Origin of the sequence: Pantoea sp. RIT-PI-b, from assembly GCF_001187905.1 — a bacterium.
GTDB lineage: Bacteria > Pseudomonadota > Gammaproteobacteria > Enterobacterales > Enterobacteriaceae > Pantoea > Pantoea nemavictus.
In genome coordinates this window covers 261,070-278,350 of record NZ_LGIS01000030.1, presented here as the reverse complement: position 1 = coordinate 278,350, position 17,281 = coordinate 261,070, and the positions used below count along the sequence as shown (strand labels likewise).

Annotated in this window: 17 protein-coding genes; 10 read left to right on the top strand and 7 right to left on the bottom strand. The window is 52.4% G+C overall.

The genetic code is table 11. The features are described 5' to 3' along the window. Positions 1-11 precede the first annotated feature (11 nt). From AC790_RS20545 to AC790_RS20530, 5 genes are all read left to right on the top strand, one after another. On the top strand, positions 12-629 hold the full coding sequence (locus AC790_RS20545; protein WP_007884886.1) for a YfgM family protein: 618 nt from the start codon (positions 12-14) through the stop codon (positions 627-629). Positions 630-648: 19 nt separating this feature from the next. Beyond that, positions 649-1,830 (top strand): outer membrane protein assembly factor BamB, encoded by a 1,182-nt coding sequence (gene bamB, locus AC790_RS20540; RefSeq protein ID WP_007884884.1) that lies wholly within the window; start codon positions 649-651, stop codon positions 1,828-1,830. Between the two features lie 178 nt (positions 1,831-2,008). Then, positions 2,009-3,499: a ribosome biogenesis GTPase Der gene (gene der / locus AC790_RS20535; RefSeq protein ID WP_049852988.1), complete on the top strand. Its 1,491-nt coding sequence runs from the start codon at positions 2,009-2,011 to the stop codon at positions 3,497-3,499. Positions 3,500-3,544: 45 nt separating this feature from the next. Beyond that, positions 3,545-3,772, top strand: a complete 228-nt coding sequence (locus AC790_RS24440; protein WP_072093461.1) for a zinc ribbon domain-containing protein — start codon at positions 3,545-3,547, stop codon at positions 3,770-3,772. Positions 3,773-4,099: 327 nt separating this feature from the next. Then, positions 4,100-6,538 (top strand): glucose/quinate/shikimate family membrane-bound PQQ-dependent dehydrogenase, encoded by a 2,439-nt coding sequence (locus AC790_RS20530; RefSeq protein ID WP_049852987.1) that lies wholly within the window; start codon positions 4,100-4,102, stop codon positions 6,536-6,538. Between the two features lie 84 nt (positions 6,539-6,622). On the opposite strand, the gene AC790_RS24435 is transcribed toward AC790_RS20530, so the two are convergent. The 4 genes from AC790_RS24435 to xseA form a co-directional block, all read right to left on the bottom strand. Further along, on the bottom strand, positions 6,623-6,805 hold the full coding sequence (locus AC790_RS24435) for a general stress protein (protein WP_045814915.1): 183 nt from the start codon (positions 6,803-6,805) through the stop codon (positions 6,623-6,625). Between the two features lie 103 nt (positions 6,806-6,908). Further along, positions 6,909-7,235, bottom strand: a complete 327-nt coding sequence (locus AC790_RS20525; RefSeq protein ID WP_007884879.1) for a protealysin inhibitor emfourin — start codon at positions 7,233-7,235, stop codon at positions 6,909-6,911. Further along, complete coding sequence (locus AC790_RS20520; protein ID WP_049852986.1) at positions 7,220-8,245, bottom strand: M4 family metallopeptidase; 1,026 nt, start codon at positions 8,243-8,245, stop codon at positions 7,220-7,222. The genes AC790_RS20525 and AC790_RS20520 overlap by 16 nt, the downstream gene beginning before the upstream one ends. 50 nt (positions 8,246-8,295) lie before the next feature. Continuing rightward, positions 8,296-9,666: an exodeoxyribonuclease VII large subunit gene (gene xseA / locus AC790_RS20515; protein ID WP_049852985.1), complete on the bottom strand. Its 1,371-nt coding sequence runs from the start codon at positions 9,664-9,666 to the stop codon at positions 8,296-8,298. Between the two features lie 169 nt (positions 9,667-9,835). Here xseA and guaB point away from each other — a divergent pair, with 169 nt between their 5' ends. The 3 genes from guaB to AC790_RS20500 all read left to right on the top strand — a co-directional run bounded on the left by guaB (position 9,836) and on the right by AC790_RS20500 (position 14,745). Beyond that, on the top strand, positions 9,836-11,302 hold the full coding sequence (guaB, locus tag AC790_RS20510; RefSeq protein ID WP_049852984.1) for an IMP dehydrogenase: 1,467 nt from the start codon (positions 9,836-9,838) through the stop codon (positions 11,300-11,302). Between the two features lie 72 nt (positions 11,303-11,374). Beyond that, positions 11,375-12,955, top strand: a complete 1,581-nt coding sequence (guaA, locus tag AC790_RS20505) for a glutamine-hydrolyzing GMP synthase (protein WP_049852983.1) — start codon at positions 11,375-11,377, stop codon at positions 12,953-12,955. A gap of 506 nt (positions 12,956-13,461) precedes the next feature. Continuing rightward, positions 13,462-14,745, top strand: a complete 1,284-nt coding sequence (locus AC790_RS20500; RefSeq protein WP_049852982.1) for a hypothetical protein — start codon at positions 13,462-13,464, stop codon at positions 14,743-14,745. A 217-nt stretch (positions 14,746-14,962) separates the two neighbouring features. On the opposite strand, the gene AC790_RS20495 is transcribed toward AC790_RS20500, so the two are convergent. Continuing rightward, positions 14,963-15,292, bottom strand: a complete 330-nt coding sequence (locus AC790_RS20495; protein WP_049852981.1) for an addiction module antidote protein — start codon at positions 15,290-15,292, stop codon at positions 14,963-14,965. A 4-nt stretch (positions 15,293-15,296) separates the two neighbouring features. Then, positions 15,297-15,623, bottom strand: a complete 327-nt coding sequence (locus AC790_RS20490) for a type II toxin-antitoxin system RelE/ParE family toxin (protein ID WP_049852980.1) — start codon at positions 15,621-15,623, stop codon at positions 15,297-15,299. A gap of 190 nt (positions 15,624-15,813) precedes the next feature. Here AC790_RS20490 and AC790_RS20485 point away from each other — a divergent pair, with 190 nt between their 5' ends. Next, positions 15,814-16,590: a DUF3750 domain-containing protein gene (locus AC790_RS20485; RefSeq protein WP_049852979.1), complete on the top strand. Its 777-nt coding sequence runs from the start codon at positions 15,814-15,816 to the stop codon at positions 16,588-16,590. Positions 16,591-16,617: 27 nt separating this feature from the next. On the opposite strand, the gene AC790_RS20480 is transcribed toward AC790_RS20485, so the two are convergent. Next, entirely contained in the window at positions 16,618-16,797 is a 180-nt protein-coding gene (locus AC790_RS20480) for a hypothetical protein (RefSeq protein ID WP_007884864.1), read from the bottom strand. 216 nt (positions 16,798-17,013) lie between these two features. Here AC790_RS20480 and AC790_RS25200 point away from each other — a divergent pair, with 216 nt between their 5' ends. Continuing rightward, entirely contained in the window at positions 17,014-17,271 is a 258-nt protein-coding gene (locus tag AC790_RS25200; protein ID WP_072093460.1) for a hypothetical protein, read from the top strand. Positions 17,272-17,281: the final 10 nt, after the last annotated feature.

Here is a 17,281-nt window from a genome sequence, read left to right as displayed (position 1 = left end):
AGAGGGATTGCGTGGAAGTTTACAGCAACGAAAACGAACAAGTTGACGCGCTGCGTCAGTTCTTCACCAACAATGGTAAATTTCTGGCCGTTGGCGTAATCATCGGTATCGCTGCGCTGGGTGGCTGGCGTTTCTGGGCCAGCCATCAGGAAGGAACCGATAAAGCGGCATCCGCTGAGTATCAGCAACTGACCAGCGCCATGCAGGCCGATAAGCCTGATACGCTGGAAGCAGTGGCCACTTTCGCTAGCGAAAACAACAATACCTACGGCGCATTGGCGTCGCTGGATCTGGCTAAGCAATATGTTGAAGCTAATCAGCTGGATAAAGCTATCGCTCTGCTTCAGAGCGGACTAAAAGATACCAAAGATGCCAACCTGCAGGCAGTAATTAACCTGCGTCTGGCACGCATTCAGTTGCAGCAAAGTCAGGCCGATGCCGCACTTTCTACCCTTAACAATGTTAAAGGTGATGGCTGGACAGCCATTGTGGCGGATATTCGCGGAGAAGCACTGCTGAGCAAAGGCGATAAGCAGGGCGCACGTGATGCCTGGAGCAAAGGTGCCGAATCGCAGGCCTCTCCTGCGCTGAAGCAAATGCTGCAGATGAAGATGAATAACTTAAGTTAAGCCAGTCAAGAGAGCGCACATGGAATTACGTAAATACCTGCTGCCAGGGCTGATTTCAGTCACTCTGCTCAGCGGTTGCTCGCTGTTCAGCGGCGAAGAAGATGTAGTGAAAATGGCCCCGCTGCCAAAAGTGGAAAACCAGTTTACGCCGCAGACCGCGTGGAGCACCTCTGTCGGGGACGGCGTGGGTGATTTCTATTCCAACCTGCATCCAGCCTGGCTGGACGGTACCGTGTATGCTGCGGATCGTTTTGGCGTGGTTAAAGCGCTAGATGCCAGCAATGGCAAAGAGAAATGGAAAGTCGATCTCTCTGAGAAAACCGGCTTCTTCTCGAAAAATATCTCCGCACTGCTGTCTGGTGGCGTAACGGCCAGCGGCGATCGCATTTACATCGGTAGCGAGCGTGGTCAGGTATTTGCGCTGAACACCAGCGATGGTGGCATTGCCTGGCAGACTAAAGTCGCCGGTGAAGCGCTGTCGCGTCCGGTTGTCAGCGATGGTTTGATTCTGGTGCACACCAGCAACGGTATGTTGCAGGGACTTGACCAGAGCACCGGCGCGATTAAGTGGAGCGTCAATCTTGATATGCCTGCGCTGTCACTGCGCGGTGAATCAGCGCCAACTGTTGCCTTTGGTGGTGCCATCGTCGGCGGCGACAATGGTCGTGTTAGCGCGGTCATCATCAATCAAGGCCAACTGATCTGGCAGCAGCGTATTTCGCAGCCAAGCGGCGCGACTGAAATCGATCGTCTGAGCGATGTGGATACCACGCCAGTGGTCGTAAACGGTGTGGTCTATGCGCTGGCCTATAACGGCAATCTTACCGCACTGGATCTGCGTTCTGGCCAGGTGCTGTGGAAACGTGAGATTGGTGGCGTCAAAGACATGGTGGTGGATGCCGGGCGTATCTATCTGGTCGATCAGGATGACCGTGTGATTGCGCTGAATGCTGACGGTGGCGTGGCCATCTGGCGTCAAAGTGATCTGCTGCACCGCAATCTGACTTCACCCGTGCTGTTCAACGGTTATCTGGTGGTAGGCGATAGCGAAGGTTATCTGCACTGGATTAATACGCTTGATGGCCGCTTCGTGGCGCAGCAGAAACTGGATAGCGATGGCTTCCAGACTGAACCGGTTGTTGCCGGTGATAAGCTGCTGATCCAGGCGAAAGGCGGAGAAGTTTACGCCATCTCGCGTTAAGTCACTGGCTCTGCGGAAATCCGTTTTCCGCTCGCTTACACGGCTCCTGATTCGTCAGGGGCCGTTTCGTTTTTGGTCAGGCATGGTATTCTGTGCGCCTTCTGCCTGACGCCTGGCGTCAAATGTCGTTATAATCACGCCATTCGAGCGAACTATTTTCAAAACTGAGGCAAGTGTTATGGTACCTGTGGTCGCGCTGGTTGGGCGTCCCAATGTGGGAAAATCTACGCTATTTAACCGTTTAACACGCACGCGTGATGCGCTGGTGGCGGATTTTCCTGGACTGACTCGCGATCGCAAATATGGTCGCGCCGAAGTGGAAGGGCGCGAATTCATTGTTATTGATACCGGCGGTATTGATGGCACCGAAGAAGGCGTAGAAAACCGCATGGCGGAGCAGTCGCTGCTGGCGATTGAAGAAGCCGATGTGGTGCTGTTTATGGTCGATGCGCGCGCGGGCGTGATGCCGGCGGATCAGCAAATCGCTAATCATCTGCGTGCACGTGAGAAAGCCACCTTTGTTGTCGCTAACAAAACGGATGGCATCGATCCGGAAGCGGCCGTACTGGATTTCTATGCGCTGGGCTTAGGTGAAATTCACCCGATTGCTGCTTCGCATGGCCGCGGCGTTAACAGCTTGCTGGAAACCGCATTGCTGCCGTGGATGGACGAAATCATTCCAGAAGCGGAACTCACGGAAGAAGAAGAGAATGCCGCCTATTGGGCCGCATTAGAAGAAGAGGGCGAGAAGGCGCTGGAGGAAGAGGAAGAAGAAGATTTCGACCCAACCACACTGCCGATCAAACTGGCTATCGTTGGCCGCCCTAATGTAGGTAAGTCAACGCTTACCAACCGTATTCTTGGCGAAGATCGCGTTGTGGTCTTCGACATGCCTGGCACCACGCGCGATAGCATCTACATTCCAATGGAACGTGACGAACGCGAGTATGTTCTGATTGATACGGCGGGTGTACGCAAGCGCGGTAAAGTCACCGAAACCGTAGAAAAATTCTCCGTTATCAAAACGTTGCAAGCGATTGAAGACGCTAACGTGGTGATGCTGGTGATTGATGCGCGTGCCGGAATTTCCGATCAGGATCTGTCGCTGCTGGGCTTCATCCTCAATAGTGGGCGCTCACTGGTGATTGTGGTCAACAAGTGGGATGGCATGACGCAGGAAGCGCGAGATGAAGTCAAAGAGCAGCTGGATTTCCGTCTGGGCTTTATCGATTTTGCGCGCATCCACTTTATTTCAGCACTGCACGGCAGCGGCGTGGGTAACCTGTTCGAATCCGTGACCGAAGCCTACGACTGCTCCACCAAGCGTGTGGGCACGGCGATGTTGACGCGTATCATGACCATGGCAGCCGACGATCATCAGCCGCCACTAGTGCGAGGCCGCCGCGTGAAGCTGAAATATGCACACGCCGGTGGTTATAACCCGCCAATCGTGGTGATCCACGGTAACCAGGTGAAAGATCTCGCGGATTCGTACAAGCGTTACCTGATGAATTACTTCCGTCGTTCACTCAACGTAATGGGTACGCCGATTCGTATTCAGTTTAAAGAAGGCGATAACCCGTATGCGGGCAAACGCAACCTGCTGACGCCAACTCAGCAGCGTAAACGTCAGCGTTTGATGTCGCATCTGAAGAAAAACAAGCGTTAAGATGAGAAGGGCCCAGACGGGCCCTTTTTTTATGTCGGAGGATCGATGAACATCCCTTGCCCCAACTGCCAGCAACCGCTTACTCACAACCTAGATGGTTTTATGTGTGCTCACTGTGCCAGCCATTTTGCGCATCTGGCGTTATGCCCCGACTGCCATCAACCGCTGCAGGTGCTAAAAGCTTGTGGAGCGGTTGATTACTTTTGTCAGCACGGTGACGGTCTGATCTCGAAGAAGCGTGTTGAATTCGTCCCCGACCTCACTGCTCAGTAACAATTTTTCGCCGCACGCCGTCATAGTTATTAATGGGTTACGACTGGTTTTGTAGCAAAAATGCTATTAACCAGTAACTGCTGCGTTATGGATATTCACTTTTTATTGTACCAGGTGGTACAATCCTGCCGCCTTGGGGCGAGAATCACTCTCATCTGCATTGTGTCCTCGCTCACAAGCGACGAATCACGGGCCTTGCTCCCGTACCAATAGATTAAAATAAAGCGTAACGGATATGTCTTGTCTCCCGCTTCGGCAGGAGCCTCAATACCGGCTGCCTCAGGCTTACCGGCACCAGCGCGTTATTTTTTCAGGAGAGTTTTTGTTATGGCAGAAAATTCCGCTCGTCCCGGCAAAGGGCTGAGCATCTGGTCTGTACTGTTAGGCCTGGTCCTGCTGGCAATCGGCTTGTTCTTCGCTATCGGCGGCGGCAAGTTGGTAGCGCTGGGCGGCAGCTGGTACTTCCTCATCGCCGGTATCGCTATGTTGCTGTCGGCCATTCAGTTCTTCCGTCGCAAATCATCTGCCGTCACCCTGTTCATCCTGGTGTTTGGCGGTACGCTGATTTGGTCACTGTTTGATGCTGGCTGGCATTTCTGGCCGCTGGTATCACGCCTGATGGTTCCGGCTGGCTTGATGCTGCTGGCATTCATTACCTGGCCAGCACTGCGTAAACGCGAAGGCAAAAGCTCTCTGGCGAAAGTCTCTTACGTGTTGTCGGCGGTTATCGCGGTAGGCATGGTGGCAACCTTCGTGCAGATGTTCCAGCCGCATCCTACCGTCGCGTTTGACGGTAAACAGCTGCCGCTGATTCCTGTCGATAAATCGAAACCACAGCAGGACTGGAGCAGCTATGGCCGTACGCCAGGTGGCGACCGTTTCGCCGCCATCGATCAAATCACGCGCGACAATGTAAAAGATCTGCAGGTTGCCTGGACGTTCCACACGGGTGATACGCCAATCAGCCCAACCGGTAACGGTGCGGAAGATCAGCAGACTCCGCTGCAAATCGGCAACACGCTCTATCTGTGCACGCCACACAACAACGTGATTGCGGTTGCCGCAGACAGCGGTAAGCAGATCTGGAAACGCGAAATTAACGCTCAGGCGGAAGTATGGAACCGCTGCCGTGGCTTAGCGTATTTCGATGCGACCAAACCGCTGCAGCAGCCTACGCAGCCGGGTTCAACGCCGGTTACTGCAGCTGTGCTGCCGGCGGGCGATACCTGCCAACGCCGTATTCTGATGAACACCATTGACGCGCGCCTGATTGCGATTAACGCCGATAACGGTGAGCTGTGTGACAGCTTCGGTACGCACGGTGTGGTTGATCTGAAAACCGGTCTGGGCAAAGCGCCAGATCCGCAATATCAGCTGACTTCGCCTCCAGCGATGGCCGGGACCACCGTTGTGGTTGGCGGTCGCGTCGCGGATAACGTGCAGACTGACATGCCAGGCGGCGTGCTGCGTGGTTTTGACGTGATCACTGGCCAGATGCGTTGGGCGTTTGACCCAGGCAACGACGATCCTAATGCGGTGTTAATGCCGGGTAAAGACTACACGCGTAGTACGCCGAACTCGTGGGCACCTATGTCCTACGATCCAGCGATGAATACCGTGTTCCTGCCGATGGGGAGCCCGTCTGTCGATCTGTGGGGTGCGAACCGTACCAAACTGGATCACACCTACGGCGCATCAATTCTGGCGCTGGATGCCACCACCGGTAAGCAGAAGTGGGTGTATCAGACCGTGCATAACGATCTGTGGGACTTCGACCTGCCAATGCAGCCGAGCCTGGTAGACTTCCCGATGAAGGATGGCACCACTAAGCCAGCCGTGGTCATCGGGGCGAAAACCGGCATGATTTGGGTGCTGGACCGCCTGACGGGCAAGCCTTTGACCAAAGTTGAAGAGTTGCCGATGCCGCAGGGCCACATCCCGAACGAGCAGTACACCAAAACGCAGCCGCACTCGGTGGAGATGCCAAACATTGGCAACCAGAAGCTGACTGAAGCGGATATGTGGGGTGCAACACCGTTTGACCAGCTGGCGTGCCGCATCGCCTTTAAAGGCATGCGTTACGATGGTCTGTTCACCGTACCGGATACCGATAAATCCCTCAGCTTCCCAGGTTCACTGGGCGGTATGAACTGGGGTGGTATCTCGTTTGATCCGAACAACCAGTATATGTTCGTTAACGACATGCGTCTGGGTCTGTGGGTACAGATGGTGCCGCAAGACACCAGCAAAACTGCGGCCAGCAATGGTGGTGAAGCGATCAACACCGGCATGGGTGCGGTTCCGCTGAAAGGCACACCGTACGCGGTAAACAAAAACCGCTTCATGTCGCCACTGGGCATTCCGTGCCAGGCACCGCCGTTCGGTACGCTGTCGGCGATTGATATGAAAACCCGCCAAATCGTTTGGCAGGTGCCAGTGGGTACCGTGCAGGATACCGGTCCGTTTGGTATCAAAATGCGTGCGAAAATGCCAATTGGTATGCCGACCTTGGGCGGCACGCTGGCGACGCAGGGCGGCCTGGTGTTCATCGCCGGTACGCAGGATTACTATCTGCGCGCGTTCGATAGCTCAACCGGTAAAGAAGTGTGGAAAGCACGTCTGCCAGTCGGCAGCCAGGGCGGTCCAATCAGCTATGTATCGCCGAAAACCGGCAAACAGTACATCCTGATCTCCGCGGGCGGCGCACGTCAGTCACCAGACCGTGGTGATTACGTGATTGCTTACGCGCTGCCAGACAGCAAGTAAGTGCCCTAATGAGAAAGGCCGACATCATGATGTCGGCCTTTTTTTTACCATCCTTAGCGCACTTTATCCCTCAAGGTACCTTATTCACTGCTGCTTGGAAGGGCGGCGGCTTTTTTGACCTCCTTTTCTTCCAGCTTCCCTGGCTCTTTCAGGATCGTTTCTGAAATTACCCCCGCTGACTTTGCCGCCAGCGCTACCTGCTTCCCTGGCGCGCTCCGGGTCCTCTGCAAAGTTCCCGGCACCACCTCGTTGCTTTTTTTGTGTCATAGCAGAGACCTCATCTAAGGGTGTTTTCTTCGACGTGGACTAGCTAGCCACATAATGAGTATAGTCAATCAGTTATGACTTTCCTTGAGAGATCTCTTATAACCTATTCCCCGTCGCGCCAGAGAGATTGCAACTCAGGTGGCGCGAGTTGCTCAGGAATTAACAGCACCAAAGTTCCCGCCTCGCGATGGGTAGCGTAGGTGATTTGAATACGGTAATAGCGCTGATCGCCACGACCGATATTTGCCGCCTGATCTTCCGGTTCGCCAAGGGGCATAGCCTGTTCTAATACTTCACAAACCCGCTGTTTTTGCGGTTCTGGCAGCTCTGACAAGGCAAAGCGTCGTTCACCGCGTAGCTTAGGAATAAAGGCGATACCGCCTTCACGCGCCAGTTTAATGACAGCGTCATCGGTCAGTTGGATGTCCACGTTACGCCCACCTGCTGCCAGGCGGATTGAATGCTCTCCGCCACTGAAGTGTTAAATCGTTGTTTGGCGTGCTGCACGGTGAAGCGGGCAAAGGTGCTGAAATCGGCATCCTGCGGCAGCGTTTTATCGCATAACGTGTCGTACCACGCCTGGCCCGCGATTTCCCAGGCAAAGCCGCCCAGCGCTTTAGCCGCGAGATAAAATGCGCGATTGGGAATGCCAGAATTAAGATGCACGCCGCCGTTATCGTCACGCGTCTCAATGTAGTGATCCATATCGGCGGGTTGCGGATCTTTTCCCAGCACCGGATCGTCGTAGGCGGTGCCGGGTGACGACATTGAACGCAACCCGCGGCCATTAATCCCGCCCGCCAGTAAACCCTCGCCGATGATCCAGTCAGCCTGATCGGCGCTCTGCTTAAGATGAAACTGCTTCACCAGTGAGCCAAAAACATCCGACATTGATTCGTTCAGCGCGCCTGCCTGCTGGAAGTAAATCAGCCCGGCTTCGGTTTCCGTTACGCCATGCGTCAGTTCGTGCGCCACCACATCGAGTGCGATGGTGAAGCGATTAAATATCTGGCCATCACCATCGCCAAATACCATCTGCTGGCCGTTCCAAAAGGCATTCTGGTACTCCTTGCCGTAATGCACGGTGCCATCGAGTTTGAGGCCTTTGTTGTCGAGCGAATTACGTTGGTAGATTTGCCAAAAGAAATCGTAGGTAATGCCGAGATAATCCCAGGCTTCCTGGGCGGCGACATCGCCATTATCCGGCTGGCCTTCCTCGCGGATTAACGTGCCGGGCAGATTTTGCGTGCCTTCAGCGTCGTAAATAGCGCGCAGAACGGTGCCTGGTTTGGCAATGGCGGCGCTGGTGGCTTGATGGCTGTGTTTCTCCATCAAGTGTTGCACGTGGGTGAGAGTGCGGCGCGCATAGTCTTGCTGCGCACCGGTGCAGTTATCAATGATATTGCGCAGCATGTAGGGAGGAATAACGCTAAAAGGCATACTAACTCCTGATCATAAATGATTATGTCAAAAGTATAGTTTTCATCCTATCAACGCGCTTTACGGCTCCGGGATTTCTGCGGTTCAAGCGCGGTAACCTGACTTTCCACCCAGCCATCTTCCAGTCGGGTACGCAGCAAATCACCTTTGCTGAGCTGCTGAGTTCTCTTCACCACCTGACCTTGCGTATCGGTGGTGACGCTGAATCCACGCGCCAGCGTCGCCAAAGGGCTTACGCCTTCCAGCTGTGCGGCTAATGTGCCAAAGCGCTGACGATTGTGATTAAGCTGTTTTTCCATGCCCTGTTGCAGACGATAGTGCCACTGCTGGAGCTGCTGCTGAGCGCGCAGAATCCGTCCCTGCGGTTGCTGTGCGTTGAGACGCTGCAGCAGGCGATCCTGCTGACGATTCGCCACGCGCATACGCTGATCCATCGCTTCGCCAAGACGGCGCTGCAGCTGAAACAGTGAGGTTTGTTGGCGTGCCAGCCGCAGCTGCGGATGCTGCTGCTGTAAACGGTGCTGGATGCGGGTGAAGCGACGCTGCTGTTGTGCCAGATAAAAATCCAACGCCATCTCCATGCGCTGCTGTTGCGACTGCAAACGGCGCACCAGTTCCAGCTGATTACGGCTCACCAGCTCAGCCGCCGCAGAAGGCGTTGGCGCACGTAAATCCGCAACGAAGTCGGCGATGGTGACATCGGTTTCATGGCCAACGGCGCTGACGATCGGCAGGCGGCTAGCAAAAATCGCCCGTGCCACGCGTTCGTCATTGAAGCTCCACAAATCTTCCAGCGAACCGCCGCCACGGCCAACAATCAGCACGTCACACTCTTCACGCTGGTTGGCCAACTCGATGGCTCGCACAATGCCAGCGGGCGCATCCACGCCTTGCACCGCCGTAGGATAGATGATCACCGGCAATGACGGATCGCGTCGATGCAGCACGCGCAGCACGTCGTGCAGCGCCGCGCCGGTGGCGGAGGTAATCACGCCCACTTGACGCGCTGGATCCGGCAGCGGCTGTTTGAACTGCTGATCGAACAAGCCTTCTGCGGCAAGCCTGGCTTTTAGCTGCTCAAACTGCTGCTGCAGCAAGCCTTCGCCCGCCGGATGCATGCTTTCGATAATCAGCTGATAATCGCCGCGCGGCTCATACAGCGTGATACTGGCGCGTACTAAAACTTGCTGACCATGCTGAGGACGGAAGGTGACGCGACGATTGCTATTGCGAAACATCGCGCAGCGTACTTGTGCACCATCATCCTTCAACGTGAAGTACCAATGGCCGGAAGAGGGCTGGGTAAAATTCGAGATCTCAGCGCTGAGCCATACCAGGCCCATCTCATTTTCCAGCAGTTGGCGCACCGTGGTGTTCAGGCGGCTGACAGTAAAAATATTGGCGGTTGGCGGGAGCGACATGTGATGTAGATCAAATTTTAAATCAGAGGGTTAATCAACCGATACTACATTGCTCACCCGGAGGATCAAGACTTTTTCTGAAAAAACACTGGAGGCAATCGGTTTCGGCCTGTATAATGCCGCGGCAATATTTTATCTGTTTTAATCGCCCCCTGGTGGAGATATTGCAATGTTAAGAATCGCGAAAGAAGCCCTCACATTTGACGACGTTCTGCTCGTTCCCGCTCACTCCACTGTCTTACCCAACACCGCTGATCTCAGCACGCAACTGACAAAAAACATTCGTCTGAACATCCCAATGCTCTCCGCTGCAATGGACACCGTAACTGAAGCGGGTCTGGCTATTGCGCTGGCGCAGGAAGGGGGTTTGGGCTTTATCCACAAAAACATGTCAATTGAGCGCCAGGCGGATGAAGTTCGTAAGGTGAAAAAACACGAAAGTGGCGTCGTTACCGATCCACAGACCGTGCTGCCAACCACCGCGCTGGCGGCGGTAAAAGAGCTGACCGAACGTAACGGTTTTGCTGGCTATCCTGTGGTGAACACCGAGAACGAGCTGGTGGGGATCATCACCGGTCGCGACGTGCGTTTTGTCACTGACCTGACGCTGCCCGTTTCTGCGGTGATGACACCGAAAGAGCGTCTGGTTACCGTTAAGGAAGGCGAAGCGCGTGAAGTGGTGCTGCACAAAATGCACGAAAAGCGTGTTGAGAAAGCGCTGGTTGTGGATGACAGCTTCCACCTGCTGGGCATGATTACCGTTAAAGATTTCCAGAAAGCCGAACGTAAACCTAACGCCTGTAAAGATGCGGAAGGTCGCCTGCGCGTCGGCGCAGCGGTTGGTGCGGGTGCAGGCAACGAAGAGCGTGTTGATGCGCTGGTTGCTGCCGGTGTTGACGTGCTGCTGATTGACTCATCACACGGCCACTCAGAAGGCGTGCTGCAGCGTATCCGTGAAACCCGTGCAAAATACCCGAACCTGGAAATCATCGGCGGCAACGTGGCGACCGGCGCAGGTGCATTGGCGCTGGCTGAAGCGGGTGTGAGCGCGGTGAAAGTCGGTATCGGTCCTGGTTCAATCTGTACCACGCGTATCGTTACCGGTGTCGGCGTGCCACAAATCACTGCGGTTTCTGACGCGGTTACTGCGCTGGAAGGCAGCGGGATTCCGGTTATCGCTGATGGCGGTATCCGCTTCTCTGGCGACATCGCTAAAGCGATCGCCGCAGGTGCAGCAGCAGTGATGGTCGGTTCAATGCTGGCCGGCACCGAAGAGTCTCCGGGCGAAATCGAGCTGTATCAGGGCCGTTCGTTCAAGTCTTATCGCGGAATGGGTTCGCTGGGCGCGATGTCCAAAGGCTCTTCAGACCGTTACTTCCAGAGCGATAACGCCGCTGACAAACTGGTACCGGAAGGTATTGAAGGTCGCGTTGCTTATAAAGGTCGCCTGAAAGAGATCGTGCACCAGCAGATGGGTGGCCTGCGCTCTTGCATGGGCTTGACCGGTTGCGGCACCATCGACGATCTGCGCACCAAAGCGGAGTTCGTGCGCATCAGCGGCGCGGGCATCAACGAAAGCCACGTGCATGACGTGACCATCACCAAAGAGTCACCAAACTACCGCATGGGTTCATAATCCCGTAAAATTTAGCGCCCGGCACCAGCCGGGCGCTTTTATTATTAAGTCCATCCCAATGGAAACGCCTCAATGACGACTGAAAATATTCATAAACATCGTATTTTGATCCTCGATTTTGGTTCTCAGTATACGCAGCTGGTGGCGCGCCGCGTGCGTGAGCTGGGCGTCTACTGCGAACTCTGGGCGTGGGATGTCACCGAAGAGCAAATTCGCCAGTTCAACCCGAACGGCATCATCCTCTCTGGCGGTCCGGAAAGCACCACCGAGCAGAACAGCCCACGAGCGCCGGAATACGTGTTCAACGCCGGTGTGCCGGTACTGGGCGTCTGCTATGGCATGCAGACCATGGCGATGCAGCTGGGTGGCAAGGTTGAAGGCTCCAACGAGCGTGAGTTTGGTTATGCGCAGGTAGAAGTGCTGACCCAGAGCGCGCTGGTGCGTGACATCGAAGATGCGATTAGCGCAGCAGGAAAACCGCTGCTGGACGTATGGATGAGCCACGGCGACAAAGTCACCGCCATCCCAGCCGGTTTTGAAACCGTTGCCAGCACCGAAACCTGTCCGTTCGCCATCATGGCTAACGAAGAGAAAAAATTCTACGGCGTGCAGTTCCACCCAGAAGTGACGCATACCCGTCAGGGCCTGCGTATGCTGGAGCGTTTTATCCGTGACATCTGCGGCTGTGAAGCGCTGTGGACGCCAGCCAAAATCATCGAAGATGCGGTTGAGCGTATTCGTCAGCAGGTTGGCGACGACAAAGTGATCCTCGGCCTCTCAGGCGGCGTCGACTCTTCCGTGACCGCGATGCTGCTGCACCGCGCCATCGGCGATCGCCTGACCTGCGTGTTCGTCGATAACGGTCTGCTGCGTCTGAATGAAGCTGAGCAGGTACTGGACATGTTCGGCGACCACTTCGGCCTGAACATCGTACACGTTGCGGCTGAAGCGCGTTTCCTTGATGCGTTGGCGGGCGAGAACGATCCAGAAGCCAAGCGTAAAATCATTGGCCGCGTGTTCGTAGAAGTATTCGACGAGCAAGCACTGCGTCTGGAAGACGTGAAGTGGCTGGCGCAGGGCACCATCTATCCTGACGTGATCGAATCTGCCGCTTCTGCGACCGGCAAAGCGCACGTGATCAAATCGCACCACAACGTGGGCGGTTTGCCGAAAGAGATGAAGATGGGCCTGGTTGAGCCGCTGAAAGAGCTGTTCAAAGATGAAGTGCGCAAAATTGGTCTGGAACTCGGCCTGCCGTACGACATGCTTTATCGCCACCCGTTCCCGGGTCCAGGTTTGGGCGTACGCGTGCTGGGCGAAGTGAAGAAAGAGTATTGCGATCTGCTGCGCCGTGCCGATGCCATCTTCATTGAAGAGCTGCATAAAGCCGACCTGTACAACAAAGTCAGCCAGGCATTCACCGTATTCCTGCCGGTGCGTTCTGTCGGCGTGATGGGCGACGGTCGTAAATATGATTGGGTAGTTTCACTGCGTGCAGTAGAAACCATCGACTTCATGACCGCGCACTGGGCGCACCTGCCGTACGATTTCCTCGGTCGCGTCTCCAACCGCATCATCAACGAAGTGAACGGCATTTCCCGCGTGGTTTATGATATTTCGGGTAAACCACCGGCGACGATCGAGTGGGAATGATTTAAAGTTTGGCAATAGCCTGCACGTTTAAGCATTTAAGCATCTCTAAGCCCGCACAACTGCGGGCTTTTTTGCTTTTGCACTTGTATCTTTCTGGCAGCGGTTAGCAACGGGAAACACGGTTTTTTCAATGGGATTTTTGATAGCACTCTCAGGTTTCGAGTTTAGATTTGAAAATTACCATTTGATAAATTCCCGTTGAGCTATAATATTATTTTTTAATGACTAAATTAAAAAAATATATTTAAGTCGGGGTATCCCAGCCATATCTCAACCACTGCTGTTCAGCGCGCAGATATTCAGTAAGGGACGGTATAATGCCATGAAGCGCAGTGCGCCGGAGAATAAGGATATACGCCATCTTATAATTGAGCCATAAAATGCAGCCGAATATATGGATGGATTTTTATGCTCAATGGCTAGCTTCTTAATAAGTAGCTATTATTATTGATATGATTTTACGCAAATTTTGCTCCGCAATTTCTGATACAACAAAGGAAGTATGAATGTCAGATAAACATGTTCCTAAATCGCCTGCTGAATATCTTATTGATCAAATTGAAAAATATCGTCCAGTAGCAAAGTTATTGGGAGCATTCGACAAGAATGCTAAAGAGCAGTTTCAGCAGGTAGAAAGACAGTTAGGAATTATAAAAAATATGATGAGCAACAGGGATCTTTTCGCGCAAATTTATAGTCCGCTTGGATGGGTAAATTATGATTTTTTATCGACAGACATTGTCGCAAAAGTTCTCGATATGAACGTTGTGGATGGGGAAATCGAACTGACAAACTATCACCTAAATCCAGATAACATGCGTTTTTTGGGTTACCGGTTTTGTAAGCGTCATTTTAATCCATGGGAAGCAATGTATGAACGAGCTGTAGATCGAGCAGGAGCAGAAGATTATTTGTCGGCTATCCCCCTTATTTTAAGCATTATTGATGGAGTATGCACCACATCAACAGGTAAACATCCGTTTTCTGGTGGTGCGGATAAACCTGTTTTTGATAGCCAGACATCAGGCCCCGGAGGTCTATCTGAAGGGCTTGCAATTCTTGGTTCGACTCGACGAAAGCTCGATACGGAACTTATCTGTATGCCATTTCGTCATGGTATTGTACATGGATTAAACCCTAACTACGGCAGTCCCATAGTTGCAGGGAAGGCATTTAATCTTTTATGGGCGGCAATTGATTATTTTGATCGGTGTCGTGATGAAGTACAAAGATTAGAAAAAGCTACCGAGGAACAAAAACCAATTGATATGCGTGAGCTTGGGAAAAGAATACAACGAAATTCTGAAATTAAAAATGCATTAAATAGGTGGAAAGCCCGGCCTGTCGTTTCAAATATTATCATGGCTGCTTCTAATAATACTACAAACCTACCATTAGATAGTCCAGAGGCTTTTGCCGGTGAATATCTTTCTTGGCTAATGACGAAGAATTATGGTGAATTAGCCAAGGGTACAGTCGATTATCCCAACCGTCCTATTGGGTTTCGTGCTGGTCGATTACGCAATGAATTGAAAGGTATTTCGTTAATACATTGGTCCATTACTGGTGTTGAAGATACTTCATCTGCAATTAGTCAAGTGACTGTGAAGTTGGAAGGTACAATAGACGATAAAATGTATAATACCGAGTGTGAAATGAGGCTTATGTTCGCTGACGAAAGCTATGAAACTGTTCCTCGTGGGATATCCGGTGGTGTTTGGTGTGTGATGCCGAATTTTCTTTCTGAACTGTGGTTATTATCTCTAAGAATGAAGGAGTACAAAAGTTAACCAAGAGGTTATGAGTTTAGTATATCCTTCTTGAAGTGATTTTTTGTGTGCTTTAAGTAGGGTTTTTATAACGGAAAAAAGATGGGTTTGTCTGCAGAAAAAATTTTCTTATAAATACAATCCATTAACCTATCACACCATCATTGAGTGGAAAATATATGTTTTATTACTGCGTAAAAACGAAGCCCGCTTAATTGCGGGCTTTTTTACCTGCTGATTAGATTTGTGGAATAAGCCGCACACCTGCTGCACGAGTAATCTCAGTGAGAGTCGTTAATGTAGGATTGCCGTTTTCAGATAGCGTTTTATACAGTTGCTGACGTGACAGACCTGATTTTTTAGATATTTCACTGATCCCACCGCGCGCTTCAACAACACGGCGTAAGGCGATGAGGAAGGCTGCAATACCCCCTTCTTCATAAATATCTTCGAGAGCGGTCTGCAGATAAATTTGTGCATATTCAGGATTTTCGCGCAGCTCTGCTACCATCGCATCATCGTGGTTTATTGCTTTTTTCTTTTTAGCAGACTGAATGATGATAGTCATATTCTTACCTCTTTTGATAATCCCGCCAAAATTTTACAGCTTTCATTAAGTCGTTTGCTTGAGTGAATTTATCTCCACCAACGAGGAGTATAATTATTCTTTCACCATCAAGGGCGTAATAGACACGATAACCGGGGCCATAATCAATTCTAAGCTCCCAAACACCATCCAATTCAAACTTATGATCGCCAAAATTGCCGCTTTCTGCGCGGTCAATGCGGATATCAATTTTTGCTGCAGCACGAGGATCTTTTTTACGTAACCTTTTGATCCACTCAGTGTAGGGGACTTTACCGGTAGCGTCCTGATAACGTTGAGTCGTGTACAGCATAGCGTCCTCGCAAGCACTGAATCCTTAGTAGATTGTCTTTTATAAATGACAGTAAGGCAATCAAATTTTGTACAATCAGTTTACTTCTGTTAGGCATGCCGCTTTTTCGCTTCATCGCATAGTTCGTGAATACAAACTCCCCGTTTCGATGCAAGATAGCGCGTGATTTTTACTCATCAGGATGCCGTCGATGTTGCCTTTCAAAGCCGTACTGATCTCTTTTCTATGTATCATCTTGCTCTCATTAGGCGCCAGTCTGGCGCAGGCAACGCGCAGTGGTGAGTTAACCTCGGAACGCGATGGTTGGGCGTCCGCTCGGCGCGATTCTGCCGGTATCGCACCGGATCCGCATCGTTACGCCTCAGAAGCAATTGTGCAGGTTTACGCCGCGCCGACTTATGGCTGGAAGGGCGCAGTGGCGGTGCATCCGTGGATTATCTTCAAGCGCGCCGGGGAGACCCACTACAATCGCTATGAAGTCATCAGCTGGGGCAGCGGTGATAAAGTGCGTCGTAACAGTAATCTGCCGGATGGCTATTGGTACGGCGCTAGACCTCGTTTATTGGTTGATCATCGCGGCAGCGCGGCACAGGCGATGATTCCGCAGATCGAAGCGGCGATTAAATCGTATCCCTGGCCAACCACCTATCACGCCTGGCCGGGGCCCAACAGCAATACCTTCATGGCGCATATTGGCCGTGAAGTGCCCGCGCTGAAACTGGATCTGCCAGCCAATGCGCTCGGCAAAGATTATCGCTCACTGTTGAATCCGGTGGGATTACCGCCTTCAGGACGCGGCGTACAGCTCTCTGTACTCGGTGTGCTTGGCGTAACGGTGGGAGCGGAAGAGGGATTAGAGGTGAATGTGCTGGGTCTGAATATGGGACTGGATTTCACCCCATTCAGGCTGCGTCTGCCATTTATCGGTGGCATCGGGCAGAATAATGTGCAGCGCGACAATCCGTAAAAATGGCCCCGAAATGGGGCCATTTTTTTAGCAGACGCCGAAATCGCCGTCTTCGTGATACAGATTCACGGTATCGGCTCGGACTTCAATTTCTCGTTTGATGTGATCGTCAACGCGAGCGCACCACAGCATATCGCCTTCCACACGCAGCACTTGCATCTTTGGGCCACCGGTCTTCGACTGTACAAAATCATCCACCTTAAACATGCTTTTTCTCCATCAGGTCAGTGATATTTACAGAGTTTATATGTTCGTCACGGAGTGTGCGCTGGAATTTGTGCGCTGGTTTCCAGCACGCGATTAAAGCGTGCCGCGTTGAGACCGTTCTGGTTATTTTCTAAACCTACCGCCGCTGAAATAGTACCGAAATATACAGGGGTTGTCAGTTGACAACTCATTGCGGTAAGCATAAGGTAGCCAGCGATGTCAGACAGGAAGCGGCATCCGCATAAAGCGGTAGAAGAAGCTTTGCGATATGCAGAAGCTAAAGGGTGGCGAGTTGCTGTTGGCGGCCATCATGCGTGGGGAAAGATGTATTGTCCGGACAACTCAGCCGAGTGTCGATGTGGAGATTACTGCATTACCTGCATCTGGAGTACGCCGAAAAATCCCGAAATGCATGCCAGGCTTTTGCGGCGTGTGGTGGATAACTGCAGTAGAAGCCCTAAGCGGGTTAAGTGACGAGGAACAG

Excerpts from the sequence above, each read along its gene's own strand:
- bamB (WP_007884884.1), top strand. The coding sequence starts at position 649 with ATGGAATTACGTAAATACCTGCTGCCAGGGCTGATTTCAGTCACTCTG.
- der (WP_049852988.1), top strand. The coding sequence starts at position 2,009 with ATGGTACCTGTGGTCGCGCTGGTTGGGCGTCCCAATGTGGGAAAATCT.
- AC790_RS24440 (WP_072093461.1), top strand. The coding sequence starts at position 3,545 with ATGAACATCCCTTGCCCCAACTGCCAGCAACCGCTTACTCACAACCTA.
- AC790_RS20530 (WP_049852987.1), top strand. The coding sequence starts at position 4,100 with ATGGCAGAAAATTCCGCTCGTCCCGGCAAAGGGCTGAGCATCTGGTCT.
- AC790_RS24435 (WP_045814915.1), bottom strand. The coding sequence starts at position 6,805 with ATGACACAAAAAAAGCAACGAGGTGGTGCCGGGAACTTTGCAGAGGAC.
- AC790_RS20520 (WP_049852986.1), bottom strand. The coding sequence starts at position 8,245 with ATGCCTTTTAGCGTTATTCCTCCCTACATGCTGCGCAATATCATTGAT.
- xseA (WP_049852985.1), bottom strand. The coding sequence starts at position 9,666 with ATGTCGCTCCCGCCAACCGCCAATATTTTTACTGTCAGCCGCCTGAAC.
- guaB (WP_049852984.1), top strand. The coding sequence starts at position 9,836 with ATGTTAAGAATCGCGAAAGAAGCCCTCACATTTGACGACGTTCTGCTC.
- guaA (WP_049852983.1), top strand. The coding sequence starts at position 11,375 with ATGACGACTGAAAATATTCATAAACATCGTATTTTGATCCTCGATTTT.
- AC790_RS20500 (WP_049852982.1), top strand. The coding sequence starts at position 13,462 with ATGTCAGATAAACATGTTCCTAAATCGCCTGCTGAATATCTTATTGAT.
- AC790_RS20495 (WP_049852981.1), bottom strand. The coding sequence starts at position 15,292 with ATGACTATCATCATTCAGTCTGCTAAAAAGAAAAAAGCAATAAACCAC.
- AC790_RS20490 (WP_049852980.1), bottom strand. The coding sequence starts at position 15,623 with ATGCTGTACACGACTCAACGTTATCAGGACGCTACCGGTAAAGTCCCC.
- AC790_RS20485 (WP_049852979.1), top strand. The coding sequence starts at position 15,814 with ATGTTGCCTTTCAAAGCCGTACTGATCTCTTTTCTATGTATCATCTTG.
- AC790_RS20480 (WP_007884864.1), bottom strand. The coding sequence starts at position 16,797 with ATGTTTAAGGTGGATGATTTTGTACAGTCGAAGACCGGTGGCCCAAAG.
- AC790_RS25200 (WP_072093460.1), top strand. The coding sequence starts at position 17,014 with ATGTCAGACAGGAAGCGGCATCCGCATAAAGCGGTAGAAGAAGCTTTG.